Origin of the sequence: Shewanella sp. MSW, from assembly GCF_007636515.1 — a bacterium.
Classification (GTDB): Bacteria; Pseudomonadota; Gammaproteobacteria; order Enterobacterales; family Shewanellaceae; genus Shewanella; species Shewanella indica.
The window spans coordinates 253,586-271,933 of record NZ_LVDR01000004.1 but is presented as its reverse complement, the minus strand read 5'-3'; the positions used below and the strand labels follow the sequence as shown (position 1 = coordinate 271,933).

Genomic DNA, 18,348 nt, shown 5'->3' with positions numbered 1-18,348 from the left:
TCAGTCTTCCCTCGGATCCGGATTATCCAGTACCGCGCGGGTCTGAGCTTCGCGGAAGGCTTCGAGGCGCTCGGCCAGTTGCGAGTCCTGAGTTGCCAGCATCTGGCAGGCCAGCAGGCCGGCATTGAATGCCCCGGCTGTCCCTATGGCCAGCGTTCCCACGGCAATACCCTTGGGCATCTGCACTATCGACAACAGACTGTCCATGCCGCTGAGAGCCTTGCTTTGTACCGGCACGCCCAGTACAGGCAAGCGGGTTTTGGAAGCTATCATACCCGGCAGGTGAGCGGCGCCGCCGGCACCGCCTATGATGACCTTGTATCCTTTGTCTGCTGCTGATGCGGCAAATTCCATCAACTTGTCTGGGGTTCTATGGGCCGAAACCACTTCGACATGGTAGGGCACCTTGAGAGAATCCATGATCTCTGCGGCCGCTTCCATGGTGGGCCAATCACTCTTGGAACCCATTACAACAGCAACGAGGGCTTGCATGATAACTCCTTAACTACTGATTTTATTTATAATATTTTGCCTGTTTCCAGGTCGGGTACAGTAACGGACGGTGCAAACCAGTTCCATGCGTGCTCTGCGTGGGCTTACAGGCCTTGATAAAAGGCGTGGTTCGCAACGTCCTTAACCCGGCGTTGTTCCCAAGGCCGGGCGATAATGGCTGCAGATAATATCATGACAGGACGGCGCGCGCTGCCCTTGAACACTGTGTTTCGGACAAAAATCAGCCCGAGTAAAAGATGCGATAGAGGCGGCCTTTGGCATCATCGGCTACCAGCAAGGAACCATCCGGTAACTGCAGCACATCGGCGGGGCGTCCGGATACGGTTTCGCCCTTGAGCCAGCCTTCGGCAAACACCTGAGGTTCACCGGCCTTGCCCTGTTTTATCGGCACGAAACGCACTCGATATCCTACCTTGCTGGACCGGTTCCAGGAACCGTGCTCGGCAATAAAAATGCCGCCGTGATAGGCCTTGGGGAAGCTGTCGCCGCGATAGAAGGTCATCCCCAGCGCCGCTACATGGGCGCCCAGCTTGACTTCAGGTGGGCTGAAATCGGCGGGCTGCTTACCTTTGCCGAATTCAGGATCCAGGATATCCCCTTGATGAACGTAGGGATAACCAAAATGTTGGCCGCGCTGACTCAAATGATTGAGCTCATCGGCTGGCATATCGTCTCCCATCATGTCGCGGCCATTATCGGTAAACCACAGCTGGCCACTGATAGGGTCGAAGTCGAAACCGACACTGTTGCGCACACCGGCGGCTTCGAGCCTCGGTTGTTTGCTTTGGAGATCCAGGCTGATTATTTTGCTGTAGTCGCTGCCGGCATCACAGATATTGCAAGGTGCGCCTATGGGTATATACAGGCGGCCGTCGGCGGCAAACTTGAGGTATTTCCAGCCGTGATGCTTATCTGAGGGTAAGTCATCATAAAAGATTCGGTAGCTCGGGGAAGCACTCTGACTCAGCTGTTGCTCGATATTGTCAAAGGCGAGAATTTGGCTCACGGCGCCTACATAGAGAGTCTGGTCCCGAAAAGCCAGCCCGGAAGGCATATTGAGCCCGGAGGCGATCACTTTGACCTTGTCGTGGCGGCCATCGGCATCTGTATCTATTGCGGCATAGACTTTACCTTCGCCGCGACTGCCGATAAAGAGTGTGCCCTGGCTGCCAAGCGCCATCTGGCGGGCATTGGCGACATTATCCAGATAGACTTCTATCTTAAAGCCCTGGGGCAGGCGGATATCCTTCAGTACCGATGGCGCTGAATTTTTAGCCAGTGCAGAGCCACTCACGGTAGCTGTCAACAAAGCTGCCGTCGAGAGAGCTGCTGCAAGCGAGATAGCGCGGCGCTGCGGGCGCAGTGAAACGGATGAGTGCTTAGACATAAGGCCTCCTTGCGGTTGGGCATATCAGTATGACCTGAAATGAAGGCGAATAAAAAGGGAGGCTAAGCCTCCCTAAAATTGACTTTCTAGCCAGCCTGTTATTTGGCGGATGCTTTACTGCCAAGGGTGGTGCTTTTTTCCATCAGTCCCAACGCCGACAAGCCGGTGATCACGTCCAGATTGGAGGTCATGCCGTTGCCGCCACTGCCGTTGATATAGTTCTTCGGCATATCCACCTTGAAGTTGGGCAGGTTCTGATACAGGGCGTTGGCTACATCCCGATTCAGCTCGGCCAGATACACTTTCTCATGAGCACCCAATGCCTTGTATTTCGCCGCCAGTACGTCGGCTTCGGCTATCCCTTTTTCACGGATCGCCTTGGCCTCAAACATGGCCGAGGCCGAGTTGGCTTTCTGGATCTCCAGGTTGGCCTGGGCGATTTCCAGCTCCTTGGCCTTGCTCAGGGTAGCGATATCTTTCTTCTTGCGTTCTTCCACCAGTTCACGCTCGGCGATTTGCCGCGCCACTTCAACCTCTTTTTGCTGGGCAATAACCGCCAGCTCCTTGGCACGCTGGGCATCCTGTACTTCGCGGGTACGCTGGATCTCTTTGCGCAGCTGCTCCGTCTTGGCCTGGGCCTTGGAGGTTTCCTGCTCTTGAATGGTACGGATCCGTTCGGCAACCAGTTTTTTCTTGTCGGTCAATAGCTTGTCCAGTTGATCTTCCGGCTTGGGATCGCCGATAGTGACCTGGGTGACCGTGATTCCATAATGTTTTAGCGGGTTATCCTGACGTACCGGATTACCGCTCTTGTCGGTAATAGGCACTGTCTTCAACACCAATTGCTTGGTGGCTTGCAGCTTGTTGGAATCTTCCTGATCGAAGCCCACCGGCACCAGATCCACCTGCTCGACTTCAACCTGGCGTCGCTCAGTGGTATAGATACCGTTGCTGAGCTGATCCGACAGTTGTGCCTTGAACTGATTGAGGCCGCCCTGGAAAAACTCCTCGCCGGTATATTGGGTTGAGGTGATCACGGTGACGTTGCGGGCGTTTTTGATCAACATGGTGTCAATCAGGTTGTCGTTGGAGCGAAACTCCCGATGCATGGTCTTGAGCTGCTCGGGATCATAAGACAGCTTAAAGCGGAAAGTGGCCGGTACCTGGCCTGTGTAGGTATCGGCAAAACGTACCTGCAGCGCCGGCAGACGTTGGTAGAATACCTCGCCCTGGTTGTTGCCAAAGGAGACGGTAACGACCTGATCATAGCGGGTTATTTTCGACAGAAACGGCATGCGAAAGTGGATGCCGGGCTCGGTGAACACATCCAAAGAGCCGGTAACATTGTTCTGATGCACATAGGTGTAACCGGCATCTGTCATCAATACTGAGCTTTGGGCAATACCCAGGGCCGCCAATATGCCCACCCCTATCAGAATGCGCTTGGGGGTAAAATAGGATTTAAAACCTGAGGTACTTTTCAGTTCCATCTAATCTTCCTTAATTGAGTTCCAATACGAAATTGACATAATCCGGGTATTTCTGCTGCCAGGCATCATCAAAGAAATGTCCGCCCTGATGCGGTTTGAGCTGCAGTTGATTATCCGGGCTAAAAAATTGTTCCAGCTGTTTATCCAGCGCCAGATTACTGCTGTGTTCCTGTTCGCCGTATGAGATGACCAGTCGCTTACCGGCGGGGGCCGAAGTTTTGAGCTCGGTTTGCATACCGCCTGCCGACAATAACAGGGCGCCGACATAATCATTCGGGTGTTTGGCCAGCAGGTGAGCGCTGTGAAGGGCACCCTGGGAAAAGCCCATCAGTGCTACTTTCTGCTTGTTGACAGGGCTGGTCTTTGCCGCCAGGGCTAAAGCCTGCTGCACCGCCCGGTGACTGGACTCGGTTTCGGTTCTGGCCCAGCGGAAGCTGTGCTCATTGAGCTTTTCCGTGCCGTTGATGCCGATAAATATTGCCCGTTCACTCGTCAGCAGTTCGGCCATATGGGTGCTGTTGCTGCCTTCTGTGCCATAGCCGGATAACCAGACCAGCACAGGCCAGCCACCTTCAGGGGCTGTCCCATGAGGGTGGTGGATATAAGCTGTACCGGCATCTTTTGCATGCTGAGGATAACGACGTTTAACCTTTTCCAGCACGGCGCGGTACTCATCCGAGTCTCTGATGGCGTTAAGTTCTTCGTCTTCCTCAAGCATTATCTGTTGCCACAGGCCGCGGCTGTCGGCCAGTTGCAGCATTTCGATAGCCTGGTCTTTAAGTTCCAGCATTGCCAGAGTACCGGCGGCTTGATAGGGCGCCCAGATATTGCTGCTATCGCGTTCTGTGGCCATTAGGTAATAGGCGAGGGCACCGGCGTAGTTGTTGTAGCGGCTTTTTTCATTATCTCCTTGGGCGATGAAGTCTTCCGCGTTGGCTTGACTCAGATACAGGTTGGCTATCGGGCTAAGTGTTTGCCAGCGGATCTCCGCTTCTGTTTTATCCTCATTAGCCTGCGCCAGTTGGCTCAGGCTGAATAGTCCCAGCCCGGCAACCAGCTTTAACAGGTTACAGAGCTTTGTTTGTTTTGCTTGCATTCCCAGTCCTTTGCAATGTACGGCGGCAAATCAATATTGCGCCTTTTTTATCCTGTGCTTTTTAATCAACGCCCTTTTTATCAGCGCGCATACTAGCAGATTGGCTTAAGTGGGGGGGATAGCCAATCTCTTACAATTGTGTCAGTAGTTTGCGATGGTTATTACTTTGGCGGGATAAGCGAGCGCCCGGATAAGACCGGGCGCGTGAAGGTATAATCAATGCTCAATAGTGCTATTGTGCCGGTTTGATATGGGCGGCTTCTGCGCTAGTTTGACCATCTATGCTGAGCGGCACCTGTTCTTCAATTAGCTCTCTCAAAGTGGGATAGAACTTGAGCACACCTTCGATAGGCTGAACCTTGGCCTTGGCCAGGGTCCGGATTGGCTGGAATTGCAGATCGGCAACCAGCAAACGGGTATCGTTACTTTGGCATTTGCGTATCAGCTTGTTCAACGCCGCCATACCACCGGCATCGAGAATGGACACCCCATCCATATAGAGCACGATTGTCTGTTTATCCTGAGTCATCTGCGCGATTTCAGCAAAGATGCGCTCCGCCGCGGCAAAAAACAGTGGGCCATTAATCTTAAGTACTACCCAATCGTCCGGTAGTGGCCGGTCAATATAACGTTTATTGTGGCTGATATCGTAGAGGCGGGTCATCTCGGCGATCTCTTTCATAAACAGCAGGGCCGCCAGCATGATCCCGAAAGAGATGGCGATCACCATGTCGAACGCTACCGTCAGGAAAAAGCAGCTTAAAAATACCCAGATATCGCTGCGCGGCGCGGTTTTCAGCAATTGCCAGGCCTTGGGAGCTTCGCTCATGTTCCAGGCTACAACCAGCAATAAGGCCGCCATGGCCGCCATCGGCAGGAAGGACAGTAAGCCGGCCAGCGCCACCAGCCCCAGGAGTACTACCAGGGAGTGGATAATCGCCGATACCGGGCTAAAGGCACCGGCCTTGACGTTGGCCGCGCTGCGGGCGATGGCAGCTGTAGCCGTGATACCGCCAAAGAAAGGGGCCAATATATTACCTATCCCCTGACCAAGCAGCTCACTGTTGGCGCTGTGACGCTTACCTGTCATGCCATCGAGCACTACGGCGCACAGCAGGGATTCGATGGCGCCCAACATGGCGATGGCAAAGGCGGCTGGGGCCAGGGCTTTTACCATCTGCCAGGAAAGCCCCAGAGGTTCACCATCCGGCCCGGGCTGCAACCAAGGCCACTCAAAGTTTGGCAGGAAGGGGGGAATACCATTGCCCTGGCTACCGTCGGGCAGCAGATAATGGAAGCGGCTGCCTATGGTTTCTACCTCTTGCCCAAAGCTGCCGAGCAGCAGTGCCAGTAGACTGCCGATAATGATGGCCGGCAGATGCGCCGGTACCGGCAATTTCAGTTTTGGCCACAACAGCATCACAGCCAGAGTGACCAATGCGACCACTAAGCTGGGAAAATCGGTTTGTGGCAGTGCCAGTACCAGTACCTGCAGCTTTTCACCAAACTGCTCCGGCATGCTGTCTATCGGGAGGCCGAAGAAGTCTTTCAGCTGCAAAACCGCAATGACTACGCCTATCCCGGCGGTAAAGCCCAGCGTCACCGACTGGGGAATATATTGGATCAGGCGACCAAGGCGCAGCAGCGCCATGGCTATCAGAATCCCCCCTGACATCATCCCCGCCATCAACAGACCGGCGAGGCCAAACTCCTGAGCTATGGGATAAAGCAGCACCACAAAGGCCGCGGTTGGGCCAGAGATTGAGTAGCGTGAGCCGCCGGTAAGGGCGATGATAAAGCCGCCTATGATAGCGGTATAGAGACCATATTGAGGGGCAACACCACTGGCTATAGCCAAAGCCATAGCCAATGGAATGGCGATGATCCCCACTGTGACCCCGGCCATCAGATCCTGGCCAAAGTGTTTACCACTATAGCCTTCCTTGGCGATGACTTCACGCAGGGCATGGCCTAGGCGCAAAGAAAAAAGTTGGGTTCTGAAATTGCTTATGTGAGGCACGTCGACAGGGCTCCAGAAAATCGAACCGGCTTGTGGCCGGAAAAAAAGAGCCGTTATTTTAGGCTTCTGTAAACCCGTCTTGTGTGACGTGTGGCTCAAAAGCTAAGTTTTAAGCTTTTTTTTGGGGTAAAAGTGTGTTTGGTCGAAAGCAATTCTGTTTTTCACGTTTGCTCTTCTCTTTTTATCTGCCTTGGTCGCTTGGCGTTTCTTAGCCATCATTCACCAGTGCTTTGGCTTATTTGCAAGATTTATTGTGGGTTCGATAACCCTTTTGCTTCTGCTGCCCGTTTGCAATAACAACAGCCGAATAAGGAGAAATGTTATGAAGGCGACAATGTTGCCAGGCAAATGCAAGGTGAGTACCAAAGGGAAGATGGGGATAAATCAAAGCGCCGCCATTGCCGGGCGCCAATATCATCTTAGCCTGTTGGCCATTCTAGTTGGCAGTTTGTGGCTGACTGCCTGTCAGCCACAGCAGTCCCATGAGCCACCCAAGGTAGCCAATCAAGCGAGTGAGCCTCAGTCCTCTGAGGTTGAAACTACTGTGCTGCCAAGCAAAGACCCCGGGCGGGATATCGCGAATGCTATAACCCATGCGCAAGCTCAGAAGTTAGCCGTCAGCGGCGCTGCATCGTCACGGACTTTGTACCAGCCGAGTGTCCAGCCAAGAAGCTTGAGCGTGCCTGCTGAATTGACTCTGGCGGATGTGAATTATCCCAGCGCCACTGTGCTTGCCAATGGCTCGGAGGTGTATATCGCCAACGGCATCATGGTGGCGGGCGAAACACCGTTATCGACCTTTTCCGTCGATGTGGACAGTGGCAGTTACAGCCTGATGCGGCGCAGTATCAACCTGGGAGCATTGCCAGCCAAGGGCACAGTGAGAGTCGAGGAATTGATTAACTATTTCGACTACAACTACCCACAGCCGGACAAAGGCGAGCCTTTCTCCATCAGTACTGAGCTGGCACCGTCGCCTTACAATGAAGGCAAGATGTTGCTGCGTATCGGGCTTAAGGGTTATGAAGTGCCTGCCAGTCAGATAGGCGCCGCCAACCTGGTGTTCTTAATGGATGTTTCCGGCTCCATGTCATCGCAGGACAAGTTGCCGCTGCTGAAATCGGCCATCAAAATGTTCAGCGATACGCTCACCTCAGAGGACAAGGTGTCGATAGTTGTCTATGCCGGTGAGGCCGGCGTAGTACTGGACGGTATCAATGGTGCCGATAAAGAGAGCCTAGACGCCGCTTTGGCTGAGCTTAAGGCCGCCGGCGGCACCAATGGCGGCGAAGGCATCCAAACAGCTTACCGTTTGGCCCGCAAGCACTTTATCAGTGGCGGGGTGAATCGGGTTCTGCTGGCCACCGATGGCGACTTCAATGTGGGTCTGACCAGCAGGCAGGAGCTGCTGGCACTGGTTGAACAACAAAAGCAGCAGGGGATTGGCCTGACGACTCTGGGGTTTGGCCTAGGCAACTACCGCGACAGTATGTTGGAGCAGTTGGCGGATAAGGGGAATGGCCAATACGCTTATATCGATACTTTGAGCGAGGCCCGTAAAATTCTGGTGGAGCAGCGTAGCGGCACCCTGCTGACCATAGCGTCGGATGTCAAAGTGCAGCTCGAGTTCAACCCGGCGCTGGTGGCCGAGTATCGCCTCATCGGCTATGAAAACCGCGCCCTCAAGCGGGAGGATTTCAACAACGATAAGGTCGACGCCGCCGAAATGGGCGCCGGACATGCGGTGACGGCCCTGTATGAGCTCAGCCTTACGGATTCACATAACCTGGCCAACGATGCATTGCGCTATGGTCGCGACCCTGTCAGCGGCAAGGAAAAATACAGCCGTGAAGAGCTTGGCTATCTGAAACTGCGAGCCAAACCGCCCTTGAGTGAGAGTAGCAAAGACAGCAAGAGCCAGCTTTATACTCACGGCATTCGCCTGGATTCTGCCCACAAGTCGCTTGCGCTCGCCAGTGATGATCTGCGTTTCGCCGCGGCGGTAGCCGGGCTTGGGCAACTGCTTAACGGCTCAGTGTATCTGCATGACTTTGACTGGCGCCGGGTCGCCGAGCTTGCCGATTCGGCCAAGGGCGAAGACCCATACGGTTATCGACATGAGTTTGTCAGCCTGGCTCGCAGCGCCGCGCTGTTGGCCGGGCAAGGCGCGCTTAAGCCCGGACGCAAAGTCGTGGCAGATAAAACCAGAGCCGAATCTGTGTCCGAAGCTATGTTTGAACCTATGCCGGCCGACGGATTTAAACCACTGGGACAGGGGCGTAGGCAAAACTGAGATCCAGAGTCGCGCCAGCGGGCTTTACAGCCCAATGGTGTAGAGGCAAACTCTCATCCCAATAACCAATTAAGCTGCCGGTCAGGAGAGAGAATTTGGAACAGCAAAGGCAGACGGGAATGCCAAGTGGAGAGGATGAGACCTGGATGCTGGCTTATGCCGCCGGGGATGCCCAAGCTTTTGAGCGCCTCTATCTTAAACACAAGGGCGGACTCTACCGGTATTTTGTCCGTCAGTTAAGTGACATGGCCTTGGCTGAAGACTTGTATCAGGAAACCTGGAGCCGGGTGATCAAGGCGGCGCAGAGTTATCAACCCAGCGCCAAGTTTACTACCTGGCTGTACCGGATAGCTCACAACCTGCTGATTGACCATGTGCGGGCGGTTAAACCGGTCGACAGCCTCAGCATAGATGAGGATGAGCCGGATGCGCAGGCCAATCTGCTGGGCCCACAAACCGCTGAGCCGGATAGCGAACTGCAGCGAAGTCGTCAGGTCGCCTGGCTCAAGGAGTGCATTGGTCTCTTGCCCCAGGTGCAGAAGGAAGCCTTTTTGCTGAATCAGGAGTCCGGGCTGACGGCGCAACTGATCAGTGAAGTTGTCGGGGCGACGCTGGAGGCCACCAAGAGCCGGATACGTTATGCCTATCAGAGCCTGCGTGACTGTTTGGGGCGCAAGACCCAGGAGAGCATTGAATGACAGAGAACAAACGCGATGATGCTGCCACACCAGAGTCGCAGATAGATGCGCTCTATCGTGAAGGTGCTGTCGAGCAGCCGCCTCTGGCCCTGGATCAGCAAATTCTGCAGCAGGCGAGGGACAACTGCCGTCAAGCGCCAGAGGTGATCCGTCCGGCACCCGGTTTCTGGCAAAAGCACAGATATGGCCTATCCGCAGCGGCTTCTGTGATGCTGGTGGCAGGGTTGTTTATTCTGAATCCCGAACTGCGAAACGCATCGGCGCCGCAGCTCAGTGCTCCGGCTAATCTGGAAATCAGCCCGCAGCCAGATAGCGCTGAAGATGCGGCGCAGCCCGCCAGAGTTGAGCCGATGGCGGCGCCGCAGTCCATGGCCGCCAAGCGAGCGGCACCTCAGGAACAGGCTGTTCAGCAACAGGATATGCATCTTCAAGAAAGCGCTGCTGCCAAGAATCGCGCCGTGGCAGAACAGAGTGTGCAGCAAAGAGCGGGAATGGCCCCCAGGCAGCAGCAAGCTCTGGCCGCGCAGCCAAGTGATATCGACGGCCGATTGGATCTGCTGACAAGTACCATCGAAGCCGGTGAACTTGAACAGGCGGCAGTGCTGGTACGAGGCATAGTTGCAGATTATCAACTGACGCTGCCGGATGCTTTAGCCAAGGCCTTGAGCCTAAATGAAGCGGCTCTGGTGAAAGAAGCGGCCCAGCAGCAACTGAAGCAGCAGTCCTTTATCCATCAGGCTACGGCGCCCGAGAATGCGCAAGCGCTTAATCGCGAGCAGAGCGAGCGCTGGCAAGCCTTGCTTGAGCGTCTCGAGCAGAGTCTCGAAGTCAAAGAGAATCACTGAGACTAAAGATTGAGCTTAAAAGAGAGTGACTGAGTTTAAAGAGAGTTACTGGGCTTAAAAAAAGTTACCGGGAAGTCAGTCAGTTTCAATCCATCACAGGGCAGGGAGCCTGCCCTCATTTTAATAACAGGAGTTTTTTATGTTGACCGCCGATGATGTTATCCAGGCACTCGAGCTTGAGCCCCATGTTGAGGGCGGGTATTTCGGTCGTTCATTCGTTTCGGACAGCCACTATGATGATAGCCGTAACCTGTGGACCAGCATCTACTTTATGCTCAAGACGGGGGAAGTGTCCCACCTGCATCAACTGACGGCCGATGAGATGTGGTACTTCCACAGTGGCGAGTCGCTGACCATATATATGCTCTCAGAGCAGGGTGAGCTGACCGAGGCGCAACTCGGGATGGACTTGGCCAAAGGTGAGCGGCCACAGGTCTTGGTGCCCAAAGGCACTATTTTTGGTTCGGCAATGAATAATCCGGGCTATTCGCTGGTAGGTTGTATGGTGGCACCTGGCTTTACTTTCGATGACTTCAAGCTGTTCGGCCGTAATGAACTGCTCGAGCGTTTCCCTCAGCATCAGGTGTTGATAAACCGCCTGACCCGCTAGCGAGCGTTACAAGGTTTAAGCTTATTTTGAGCCGTGATTTTTAAACCGCCTTTTTGAACCGTCAAATCCACGGGGGGCAGCTGCCAACCTGCTCCCGGTCTTTTAGCCCGACTTAGCGGGTAATTCTCAGCCCAATGCCGCCCAGGTGGTGCTGATATTGGCCTAAGCCGGGGAGCAAGCACCGAAACTGAGTTTTATTCAGGGGTTATTCCCGGGCACTTTGAGCTTGTCTCTTCCCCGGGAAAGATAACGCCAGGGAGCCCGGGAGTAACAGCAAACAACCCAGGCTGTATGCCAGCAGATCCAGCCAGTCGAAGTGGCTGCCGATAACGATTCGTGCCAGGCGAATATGGCCCAGCCCCAGCTTATCCACCAAGCCAAAGGCCTGACCAAACTCTATGGCGAAGGCAAATGCCAGCACCAAGGGAAGCAGCAACCGACTTGTCCAAGGGGTAAGAGTTTTAAGGGCGCAAAACATCAATATTACTACCAGCAGATCGCCGATAAACCCGCGGATGAAGCCGGGCGGGGCGTAGCGGGCTATCAATATTTCAGTACCGAATAATAAAAGCGTGGCCAAGGCAAAATGCCAGCGCTTCATGCCATCGAGCCAGGGCACAGGCTTCATTGGGCCTCTCCCGTCAGCAAGTCGGCGTTTTGCTCGGCAAAAAGGTGCATCTGCTCCAGCAGCGGCAACAGTGCCATTCCAAGCGGGCTGAGACGATAGTCGACCCTGGGCGGCACTTCAGGGTAGAGAGTACGGGTGAGTACGCCGTCTTGCTCCAGCTCCTTTAGCTGAGCGGTCAGCACTTTTTGACTGACACCGGGTAGATGCCGTTTTAAGTAGCTGAAGCGCTGTGGCTGCTGTTGCAGCAGGAACAGAATGGCGGGTTTCCATTTGCCGCAGATCAGCCGCAGAACCTGATAGGCCGGGCAGAGAGGGGCTTGCTGATTGAGTGTCATAAGGCTGGGCGCAAGTTACTTTAGGGTAACTATGCCACCAATTTGTGCCTCCTTGTAGCGAACGCGCCGCAGTTTTATGATTTCATAAGGAAGGTTCTCATGCTGCTATCTGCCAAGCGAGCAGCATTAACAGTGACAGGCATTCAAGGCCAATCACTTGTTTGCATCTTCCCTGACATTAATCCGCAAACCAAGGGGAGGGTTGAATGACCACTCTATTGCAAATCGATTTTGAATTTCCCGCCGAAATGATGGGCGATGCCCTGACTGAGCAGGCCAAGCCTCTGGCCGAGTCCATTACCCGGGAGCCGGGTTTCATTGCCAAAATCTGGACCGAAAACCCACGCAGCGGCGAGGCCGGTGGCATCTATCTATTTGAAGATGAAGCCAGCGCCGAAGCTTACGCTTGCATGCACTCACAACGAGTGGCGGCCATGGGCGCCCACAACATACGCATCAGGCTGTTCGATGTGAATGAACCCTTGAGTAAAATTACCCACGGCTGGCCGCTATCAGTTTGATTTTTTCAGTATGCCTGCCGACACATTTGCTAAAACTTCTGTCGTCGGCAACAGCTGAATCCCGCCGCTTTCTCTGCTAACTTGTTGGGCTCGTAAAACCGCGCTAACTGATTAATAACAGAGAATAGAGGCATTGATGAAACTTCGTCACTCCGTGGCCTGCTGTATGCTGGCATTGGGAACTTTGGGCAGTGCAGCCGCCTATGCCGCAGAAGCGGGTCAGGGCTATTACCGTTCGCCCGCGATTCATGACAATACCCTGGTGTTTACTGCCGAAGGGGATATCTGGACTCAGACACTCGGGCAGGAGAAAGCTGCCCGTTTGACCAGCCTGCCGGCCGAAGAGCTGAATGCCAAGATCTCTGCCGATGGAAAATCGCTGGCGTTTACCGCCAACTATGATGGTGCCCAGGAAGTCTATGTGATCCCCATGAGTGGCGGGCTTGCAAAGCGCGTCAGTTTCGAAAACAGCCAGGTTCGGCTACAGGGCTGGACCGCAAATGGCGAAATTCTCTATGCCACAGACAATGCCCAGGGGCCGGCGAACTACTGGGTGCTGCGCTCGGTAAACCCGGATACCCTGACAACCCGCGATCTGCCGTTGGCCGATGCCATAGAAGGCGTGGTTGACCCACAAGGCGAGTATGTCTACTTCAGCCGCTTTGGGCTGCAAACCACAGGGGATAATGCCAAGGTGTACCGCGGCGGCGCCATGGGTGAACTGTGGCGTTATCAACTGGGGCAGGACAAAGAGGCTGTGCGGCTGGGCAAAGAGCATCAGGGCTCGCTGCGTCATCCCATGCTGTGGCAGGGGCGGGTCTATTTCGTCTCGGATGCCGATGGCAACGCCAATATCTGGTCTATGGCCAGCGATGGCTCAGATCTTAAACAGTTGACTCAATATCGTGATTTCGAAGTGCGCAGCCCCTATCTGGACGGCGGCCGCATAGTGTTCCAGCTGGGTGCCGATATTCACCTGTGGGACCTGGCTTCCGGGCAGGAGCAGAAGCTGGATCTGCGTCTGGCCTCAGACTTCCCCGAGCGGCGTGAACATTGGGTTAACGATCCGCTCGATTTTGCCACCAGTGCCAGGCTGGCCCCGGCAGGAGACAAGGTGGTCATCACTGCCCGCAGCCATGTGGCGCTGGCGACTACAGATGGTTCCCGCCTGGTAGAGCTGGACTCGGACGGCAAGCATAGAATGCGCAATGCACTGATGAGTCATGACGGCCGTTGGGTCTATGCCATCTCGGATGCTTCCGGTGAGCAGGAGATCTGGCGTTATCCCGCCGATGGCAGCGCTGGCGCCAAGCAGCTGACCCAAGATGGCAACACATTGAGAATGAGCCTGGAGCTGTCGCCCAATGGGCGTTATTTGGCTCATGATGATTATGCCGGTAATTTGTGGCTGCTGGATCTCAAAGACGGCAGTAACAAGAAGATAGTGACCAACAACGAAGGTCTCGGCCCCTATGTCGATATCCGTTGGTCGCCGGATAGCCGCTTCCTGGCTTTGACTCGCTCGGAAGTCGGTGCCCAGCGCAGCCAGGTGATGCTCTACTCGCTGGAATCCGCCAAGGGCGAGATGCTGACCAGCGACAAGTACGAGTCTTTCTCGCCCAGCTTCAGCCCGGATGGCCAGTGGCTCTATTTCCTGTCAAACCGTGAGTTCCAGGCCACTCCATCTTCGCCTTGGGGCGATCGCAACATGGGCCCCGTATTTGACAAGCGTAGCCAAATATTTGCCCTGGCATTGAGTCAGGATGCCCGTTTCCCATTCCAACGTCCCAACGAGCTGCAAGGCGCTATTGCCGGTGATGAAAAGGCCGCTGACGATAAGCTGCAAGTGGATTGGCAAGGCCTGAAGTCGCGGCTGTGGCAAGTCCCCATCGAGGCGGGTAACTACCAGAATTTGCAGGTGCTGGACTCGGGGCTCTATCTGCTCGATAGCGATATCACAGGCGAACAGTCGGCGCTCAAGCTGGTAAGGTTTGACCCTTTGAGCCCCAAGCTGGAAACCTTCGCCGATGATGTGCGCGATTATCAGCTCTCGGCCGATCAGAGCAAGGTATTGCTGCGTAAGCAGAGCAATCCCAAAGAGATGGTAATAGTGCCAGTGGGTGACAAACTGCCGGGCGATCTCAGCAATGCCGTGGTGCAAACATCCCAGTGGCAACTCGCCATTCAACCGCGTCAGGAGTGGCAGCAGATCTTTGAAGATGCCTGGCTGATGCACAGAGACTCCTTTTTCGACAAGAAGATGCGCGGTGTCGATTGGCAAGCCGCCAAGGCCAAATATCAGCCATTGCTGGACCGGCTCACCGACAGGCATGAGCTGAATGACATCTTCACTCAGATGATGGGGGAACTGGATGCGCTGCACTCTCAAGTGCGCGGTGGTGACTTTGCCAAGGATCCCGATATGCCCAAGGCCGCCGAGCTGGGTGCACGTCTGAGTCAGGTGAAAGATGGTGTCAAGGTAAGCCATATCTATCGCACCGACCCTGAGTTGCCGATGCAGGCCTCACCGCTGGCGCGCCCCGGAGTCGATGTCCGCGATGGCGACATCATCACCCATATCAATGGCCGTAAGCTGGCTACCCTGGCGCAGCTCACCTCCATGCTGCGTAATCAGGCCGATAAACAGGTGCTTTTGGGCCTCAAGCGCGGCAGCAAGCAGCACAAGGTAATAGTGCAGGCCATCAGCAACCGTGACAATGCCAAACTCAGGTATCTCGATTGGGTCAATGCCAATGCCGATAAGGTGGCCAAGGCCAGCGACGGCAAGATAGGTTATCTGCATCTGTATGCCATGGGCCGTGATGATATTGAGAGCTTTGCCCGCGAGTTTTACGCCAACTATGACAAGGATGGCCTGGTTATCGATGTGCGCCGCAATCGTGGCGGTAATATCGACAGCTGGATTATCGAAAAGCTGCTGCGTAAGGCCTGGGCCTTCTGGCAACCCACAACAGGTGCGCCTTATGTCAACATGCAGCAGACGTTCCGCGGCCACCTGGTGGTGCTGACAGATCAGTTGACCTACTCCGATGGTGAAACCTTCTCCGCCGGCATAAAGGCACTGGGATTGGCGCCCTTGGTGGGTAAACAGACGGCGGGCGCCGGGGTTTGGCTCTCGGGTCGCAACAGCCTCACCGACCGGGGCATGGCGCGGGTTGCCGAGTATCCTCAGTATGCCATCGATGGTCGCTGGGTGCTTGAAGGCCGAGGTGTCAGCCCGGATATCGAGGTAGACAACTTGCCACTGGCAACCTTCAACGGCAAAGACGCCCAGCTTGAGCGGGCTATCAGTTATCTCAAGGATGAATTGTTGCGGGAGCCGATACCGGCATTGAATGCTCGCCCCATGCCTCCCAAGGGGAAAGCGGACGATATTAAGTAAACGTCGAGGTATAAAAAACGGGGGATGCATTTGCATCCCCCGTGCAGGTGTTAGGGTGTTATCGGCCACTTGGTTCCCAGGCCGGTAGCACCCGTTTTTATTGCTCAGAAATTAATTTCCACTTCGGTATCTGCCGCCAGAGAGTTGGCGATAAAGCAGTTGGCATGTGCCTTTTCGTGGATCTTTGCCAATGTTTCCCTATCTATCTCGGTGCCTTCGGCAAAGGTCACTTCAGGATTAAGAGTCATGCGGGTCACGGCGATTTTACCTGATTCCTTCTTGCCGATTTCTGCGGTGGCGTTATCCCGGTAGCTCTCGACCGGTAAGCGCTTCAAGTGAGCTATAGTCAGGAAAGTCAGCATATGGCAGGACGACAGTGCCGCCAGCAGACTCTCTTCCGGGTTGACTTTGGTTTCATTGCCTTTGTATTCGGGGGCTGCTGACGCCAGCAGTTGTTGGCCAGTACCAAAGTCTATTTGATGATCGCGATTGAACTCTCCCTCGGGCGCCGGGCTGGTTTGCCAGGATACGGTCAGATGAAAACTCAATTGGATGCTCCTTGAGACGGTTTGCAAAGTAGCGGCCACTATAGCCTATTTGCCAAACCCTTGTCTGCCACTGGGGGGCAGGATCCATTTATGCTCGATATTTTTCGGCAAAATCAACAGAAAATATTTATTAAAGTGTTGTTTTTAAAGTTAATTACATGAATGTCTGCCATTAGTTCTTTGGTCTTAATTCTTTGGTCATTCCACCTACTTTAGTCTTGCATCTCAAGTCTGGCAGCGCTATAACAATAGCGTGTGTAAACACCTTGTTTCAATTGTTAATAAAAATAATATTTCGAGATAGATCGAAATGCAGACCAAAAACAAATTGCAGGAGAACATTATGCAGGCATTTTACAAGCCCCTCGCAGCAGCGGTGACTTTGGCGCTGTGCGTCGGTGCACAGGCTGCAGATAACGAGCGCTACATAGTCAAGTTTAAGGAGGGGAAAGGCCCCAGCACTATGGCGCAGATGAAGGCCATGGGTGCCAAAATGGAGCTGGATCTGTCGGCCCACAACGCCGCCGCTTTTTCTATTCCGGCTCAGGCTCTCAAGGGCCTGGCCAACAATCCCAACGTGGAATATGTCGAAGCGGATGTGAAGCGTTTCCCGCTTTCACAGATAGTGCCTTATGGTATTCCCATGGTGCAGGCCGACCAACTCAGTGACGCCCAGACCGGCAATATGAAGGTCTGTATCATAGATTCGGGTTACCAGTTGGCTCATGAAGACCTATCGGGCAACAATGTTGATGGCACCAATGATCCGGGTACCGGCAACTGGTACACAGATGAAAACCATCATGGTACCCATGTGGCCGGGACTATTGCCGCGCTCAACAATGGGGTTGGTGTGGTAGGCGTAAACCCCAACGGCAATCTTAACTTGCACATTATCAAGGTATTCAATGCCGATGGTTGGGGCTATTCATCCAGCCTGGTTGCCGCACTGGACAAGTGTGAACAGGCCGGCGCCAAGGTAATCAACATGAGTCTGGGTGGCAGCATGAAGAGCCGCACCGAGGACAGCGCCTTTGCTGCCGCCGACAGTCGCGGCATTCTGAGTATTGCTGCAGCCGGTAACGACGGTAATACCCGTCACTCTTATCCGGCATCTTATAACTCTGTGGTATCGGTTGCCGCAGTGGATGCCAACAAGCAGCATGCGGATTTCTCACAGCGTACCAGTCAGGTTGAGCTCTCCGGCCCGGGGGTCGGCGTACTTTCCTCTGTGCCTATGGGCACTGCATTGGTAGCTGCTGCCGCTGTTGCCGGCAATGGTTACGAAGCCATAGGAATGGAAGGCTCACCTACAGGTAGCGCCGCCGGTACTCTGGCTGACTGCGGCACAGGTGAGAGCCAGTGTGATGCCGCCGGCAAGGTGTGTTTAATTCAGCGCGGTAATATCGCCTTCTCCGACAAGGTGCTCGCCTGTGAAAACGGCGGTGGTGTTGCGGCCATTATCTACAACAATGAGCCGGGGGCCTTAAACGGGACTCTGGGTGAGGTGGTTACCGCCATTCCGTCTGTGGGTGTGAGTGATACCGATGGTGCGGCCATGTTGGCGGCCGTGGGCAGCAATGCCAGCGTTGATATCGGTGCGGGTAACTATGCATACTTCGACGGCACTTCGATGGCGACACCTCATGTGGCCGGGGTTGCGGCCTTGGTGTGGAGTCATTTCCCTCAGTGCAGCAACAGTGACATTCGTGCGGCATTGCGTGCCACCGCCGAAGATCTTGGCGCTTCCGGCCGTGATGATGAGACAGGTTATGGTCTGGTACAGGCCAAGGATGCTGTGGATTATCTGACCGCCAATGGTTGCTCCGGCAGTGGCACCGGCGGTGGCGGTGACACAGGTGGATGTAAGGGCAAAGGCTGTAAAAACCCGAAAAATCCTCGCTGATTGCTGGATCTCTTTTGAGATACACACTAAAAAGCGCTGCAGTTGCAGCGCTTTT

Annotated in this window: 15 protein-coding genes; 7 read left to right on the top strand and 8 right to left on the bottom strand. The window is 54.6% G+C overall.

Annotated elements, in window-relative coordinates:
• From purE to dauA, 5 genes are all read right to left on the bottom strand, one after another.
• Entirely contained in the window at positions 1–492 is a 492-nt protein-coding gene (gene purE / locus AYI96_RS06120; protein ID WP_025010942.1) for a 5-(carboxyamino)imidazole ribonucleotide mutase, read from the bottom strand.
• Between the two features lie 241 nt (positions 493–733).
• Complete coding sequence (locus tag AYI96_RS06115) at positions 734–1,900, bottom strand: PQQ-dependent sugar dehydrogenase (RefSeq protein WP_144361207.1); 1,167 nt, start codon at positions 1,898–1,900, stop codon at positions 734–736.
• A 98-nt stretch (positions 1,901–1,998) separates the two neighbouring features.
• Entirely contained in the window at positions 1,999–3,390 is a 1,392-nt protein-coding gene (locus AYI96_RS06110; protein ID WP_144361206.1) for an SPFH domain-containing protein, read from the bottom strand.
• Positions 3,391–3,400: 10 nt separating this feature from the next.
• A complete protein-coding gene (locus tag AYI96_RS06105; RefSeq protein ID WP_144361205.1) occupies positions 3,401–4,486 on the bottom strand; it encodes an alpha/beta hydrolase in 1,086 nt (361 codons plus the stop codon).
• Between the two features lie 232 nt (positions 4,487–4,718).
• Positions 4,719–6,506, bottom strand: coding sequence for a C4-dicarboxylic acid transporter DauA (gene dauA / locus AYI96_RS06100; protein ID WP_144361204.1), 1,788 nt, complete (start codon positions 6,504–6,506; stop codon positions 4,719–4,721).
• A gap of 322 nt (positions 6,507–6,828) precedes the next feature.
• Here dauA and AYI96_RS06095 point away from each other — a divergent pair, with 322 nt between their 5' ends.
• The 4 genes from AYI96_RS06095 to AYI96_RS06080 all read left to right on the top strand — a co-directional run bounded on the left by AYI96_RS06095 (position 6,829) and on the right by AYI96_RS06080 (position 10,952).
• The gene (locus AYI96_RS06095) at positions 6,829–8,799 is read left to right on the top strand and encodes a vWA domain-containing protein (RefSeq protein ID WP_234500690.1); all 1,971 of its coding nucleotides are present in this window, start codon (positions 6,829–6,831) and stop codon (positions 8,797–8,799) included.
• 119 nt (positions 8,800–8,918) lie between these two features.
• A complete protein-coding gene (locus AYI96_RS06090) occupies positions 8,919–9,497 on the top strand; it encodes a sigma-70 family RNA polymerase sigma factor (RefSeq protein ID WP_100145235.1) in 579 nt (192 codons plus the stop codon).
• Positions 9,494–10,342 (top strand): hypothetical protein, encoded by an 849-nt coding sequence (locus AYI96_RS06085; RefSeq protein ID WP_144361203.1) that lies wholly within the window; start codon positions 9,494–9,496, stop codon positions 10,340–10,342. Before AYI96_RS06090 ends, AYI96_RS06085 begins: the two co-directional genes overlap by 4 nt.
• A gap of 139 nt (positions 10,343–10,481) precedes the next feature.
• On the top strand, positions 10,482–10,952 hold the full coding sequence (locus AYI96_RS06080; protein ID WP_039033758.1) for a cupin domain-containing protein: 471 nt from the start codon (positions 10,482–10,484) through the stop codon (positions 10,950–10,952).
• Positions 10,953–11,157: 205 nt separating this feature from the next.
• Here the strand turns inward: AYI96_RS06080 and AYI96_RS06075 are convergent, their stop codons facing one another.
• Both AYI96_RS06075 and AYI96_RS06070 read right to left on the bottom strand, forming a co-directional pair.
• On the bottom strand, positions 11,158–11,580 hold the full coding sequence (locus AYI96_RS06075; RefSeq protein ID WP_222116202.1) for a DUF2809 domain-containing protein: 423 nt from the start codon (positions 11,578–11,580) through the stop codon (positions 11,158–11,160).
• Positions 11,577–11,915 carry a winged helix-turn-helix transcriptional regulator gene (locus AYI96_RS06070; protein WP_039033759.1) on the bottom strand — a complete coding sequence of 113 codons (339 nt, stop codon included), beginning with the start codon at positions 11,913–11,915 and terminating at the stop codon, positions 11,577–11,579. Before AYI96_RS06070 ends, AYI96_RS06075 begins: the two co-directional genes overlap by 4 nt.
• A gap of 206 nt (positions 11,916–12,121) precedes the next feature.
• Here AYI96_RS06070 and AYI96_RS06065 point away from each other — a divergent pair, with 206 nt between their 5' ends.
• Positions 12,122–12,436: a monooxygenase gene (locus AYI96_RS06065; RefSeq protein WP_071476271.1), complete on the top strand. Its 315-nt coding sequence runs from the start codon at positions 12,122–12,124 to the stop codon at positions 12,434–12,436.
• Positions 12,437–12,572: 136 nt separating this feature from the next.
• Positions 12,573–15,839, top strand: a complete 3,267-nt coding sequence (locus AYI96_RS06060) for a S41 family peptidase (protein ID WP_071476270.1) — start codon at positions 12,573–12,575, stop codon at positions 15,837–15,839.
• A gap of 104 nt (positions 15,840–15,943) precedes the next feature.
• On the opposite strand, the gene AYI96_RS06055 is transcribed toward AYI96_RS06060, so the two are convergent.
• The gene (locus AYI96_RS06055; protein WP_071476269.1) at positions 15,944–16,387 is read right to left on the bottom strand and encodes an OsmC family protein; all 444 of its coding nucleotides are present in this window, start codon (positions 16,385–16,387) and stop codon (positions 15,944–15,946) included.
• 343 nt (positions 16,388–16,730) lie between these two features.
• Here AYI96_RS06055 and AYI96_RS06050 point away from each other — a divergent pair, with 343 nt between their 5' ends.
• Positions 16,731–18,293, top strand: a complete 1,563-nt coding sequence (locus tag AYI96_RS06050; RefSeq protein ID WP_071476308.1) for a S8 family serine peptidase — start codon at positions 16,731–16,733, stop codon at positions 18,291–18,293.
• Positions 18,294–18,348: the final 55 nt, after the last annotated feature.

Excerpts from the sequence above, each read along its gene's own strand:
- purE (WP_025010942.1), bottom strand. The coding sequence starts at position 492 with ATGCAAGCCCTCGTTGCTGTTGTAATGGGTTCCAAGAGTGATTGGCCC.
- AYI96_RS06115 (WP_144361207.1), bottom strand. The coding sequence starts at position 1,900 with ATGTCTAAGCACTCATCCGTTTCACTGCGCCCGCAGCGCCGCGCTATC.
- AYI96_RS06110 (WP_144361206.1), bottom strand. The coding sequence starts at position 3,390 with ATGGAACTGAAAAGTACCTCAGGTTTTAAATCCTATTTTACCCCCAAG.
- AYI96_RS06105 (WP_144361205.1), bottom strand. The coding sequence starts at position 4,486 with ATGCAAGCAAAACAAACAAAGCTCTGTAACCTGTTAAAGCTGGTTGCC.
- AYI96_RS06095 (WP_234500690.1), top strand. The coding sequence starts at position 6,829 with ATGAAGGCGACAATGTTGCCAGGCAAATGCAAGGTGAGTACCAAAGGG.
- AYI96_RS06090 (WP_100145235.1), top strand. The coding sequence starts at position 8,919 with ATGCCAAGTGGAGAGGATGAGACCTGGATGCTGGCTTATGCCGCCGGG.
- AYI96_RS06085 (WP_144361203.1), top strand. The coding sequence starts at position 9,494 with ATGACAGAGAACAAACGCGATGATGCTGCCACACCAGAGTCGCAGATA.
- AYI96_RS06080 (WP_039033758.1), top strand. The coding sequence starts at position 10,482 with ATGTTGACCGCCGATGATGTTATCCAGGCACTCGAGCTTGAGCCCCAT.
- AYI96_RS06075 (WP_222116202.1), bottom strand. The coding sequence starts at position 11,580 with ATGAAGCCTGTGCCCTGGCTCGATGGCATGAAGCGCTGGCATTTTGCC.
- AYI96_RS06070 (WP_039033759.1), bottom strand. The coding sequence starts at position 11,915 with ATGACACTCAATCAGCAAGCCCCTCTCTGCCCGGCCTATCAGGTTCTG.
- AYI96_RS06065 (WP_071476271.1), top strand. The coding sequence starts at position 12,122 with ATGACCACTCTATTGCAAATCGATTTTGAATTTCCCGCCGAAATGATG.
- AYI96_RS06060 (WP_071476270.1), top strand. The coding sequence starts at position 12,573 with ATGAAACTTCGTCACTCCGTGGCCTGCTGTATGCTGGCATTGGGAACT.
- AYI96_RS06050 (WP_071476308.1), top strand. The coding sequence starts at position 16,731 with ATGCAGGCATTTTACAAGCCCCTCGCAGCAGCGGTGACTTTGGCGCTG.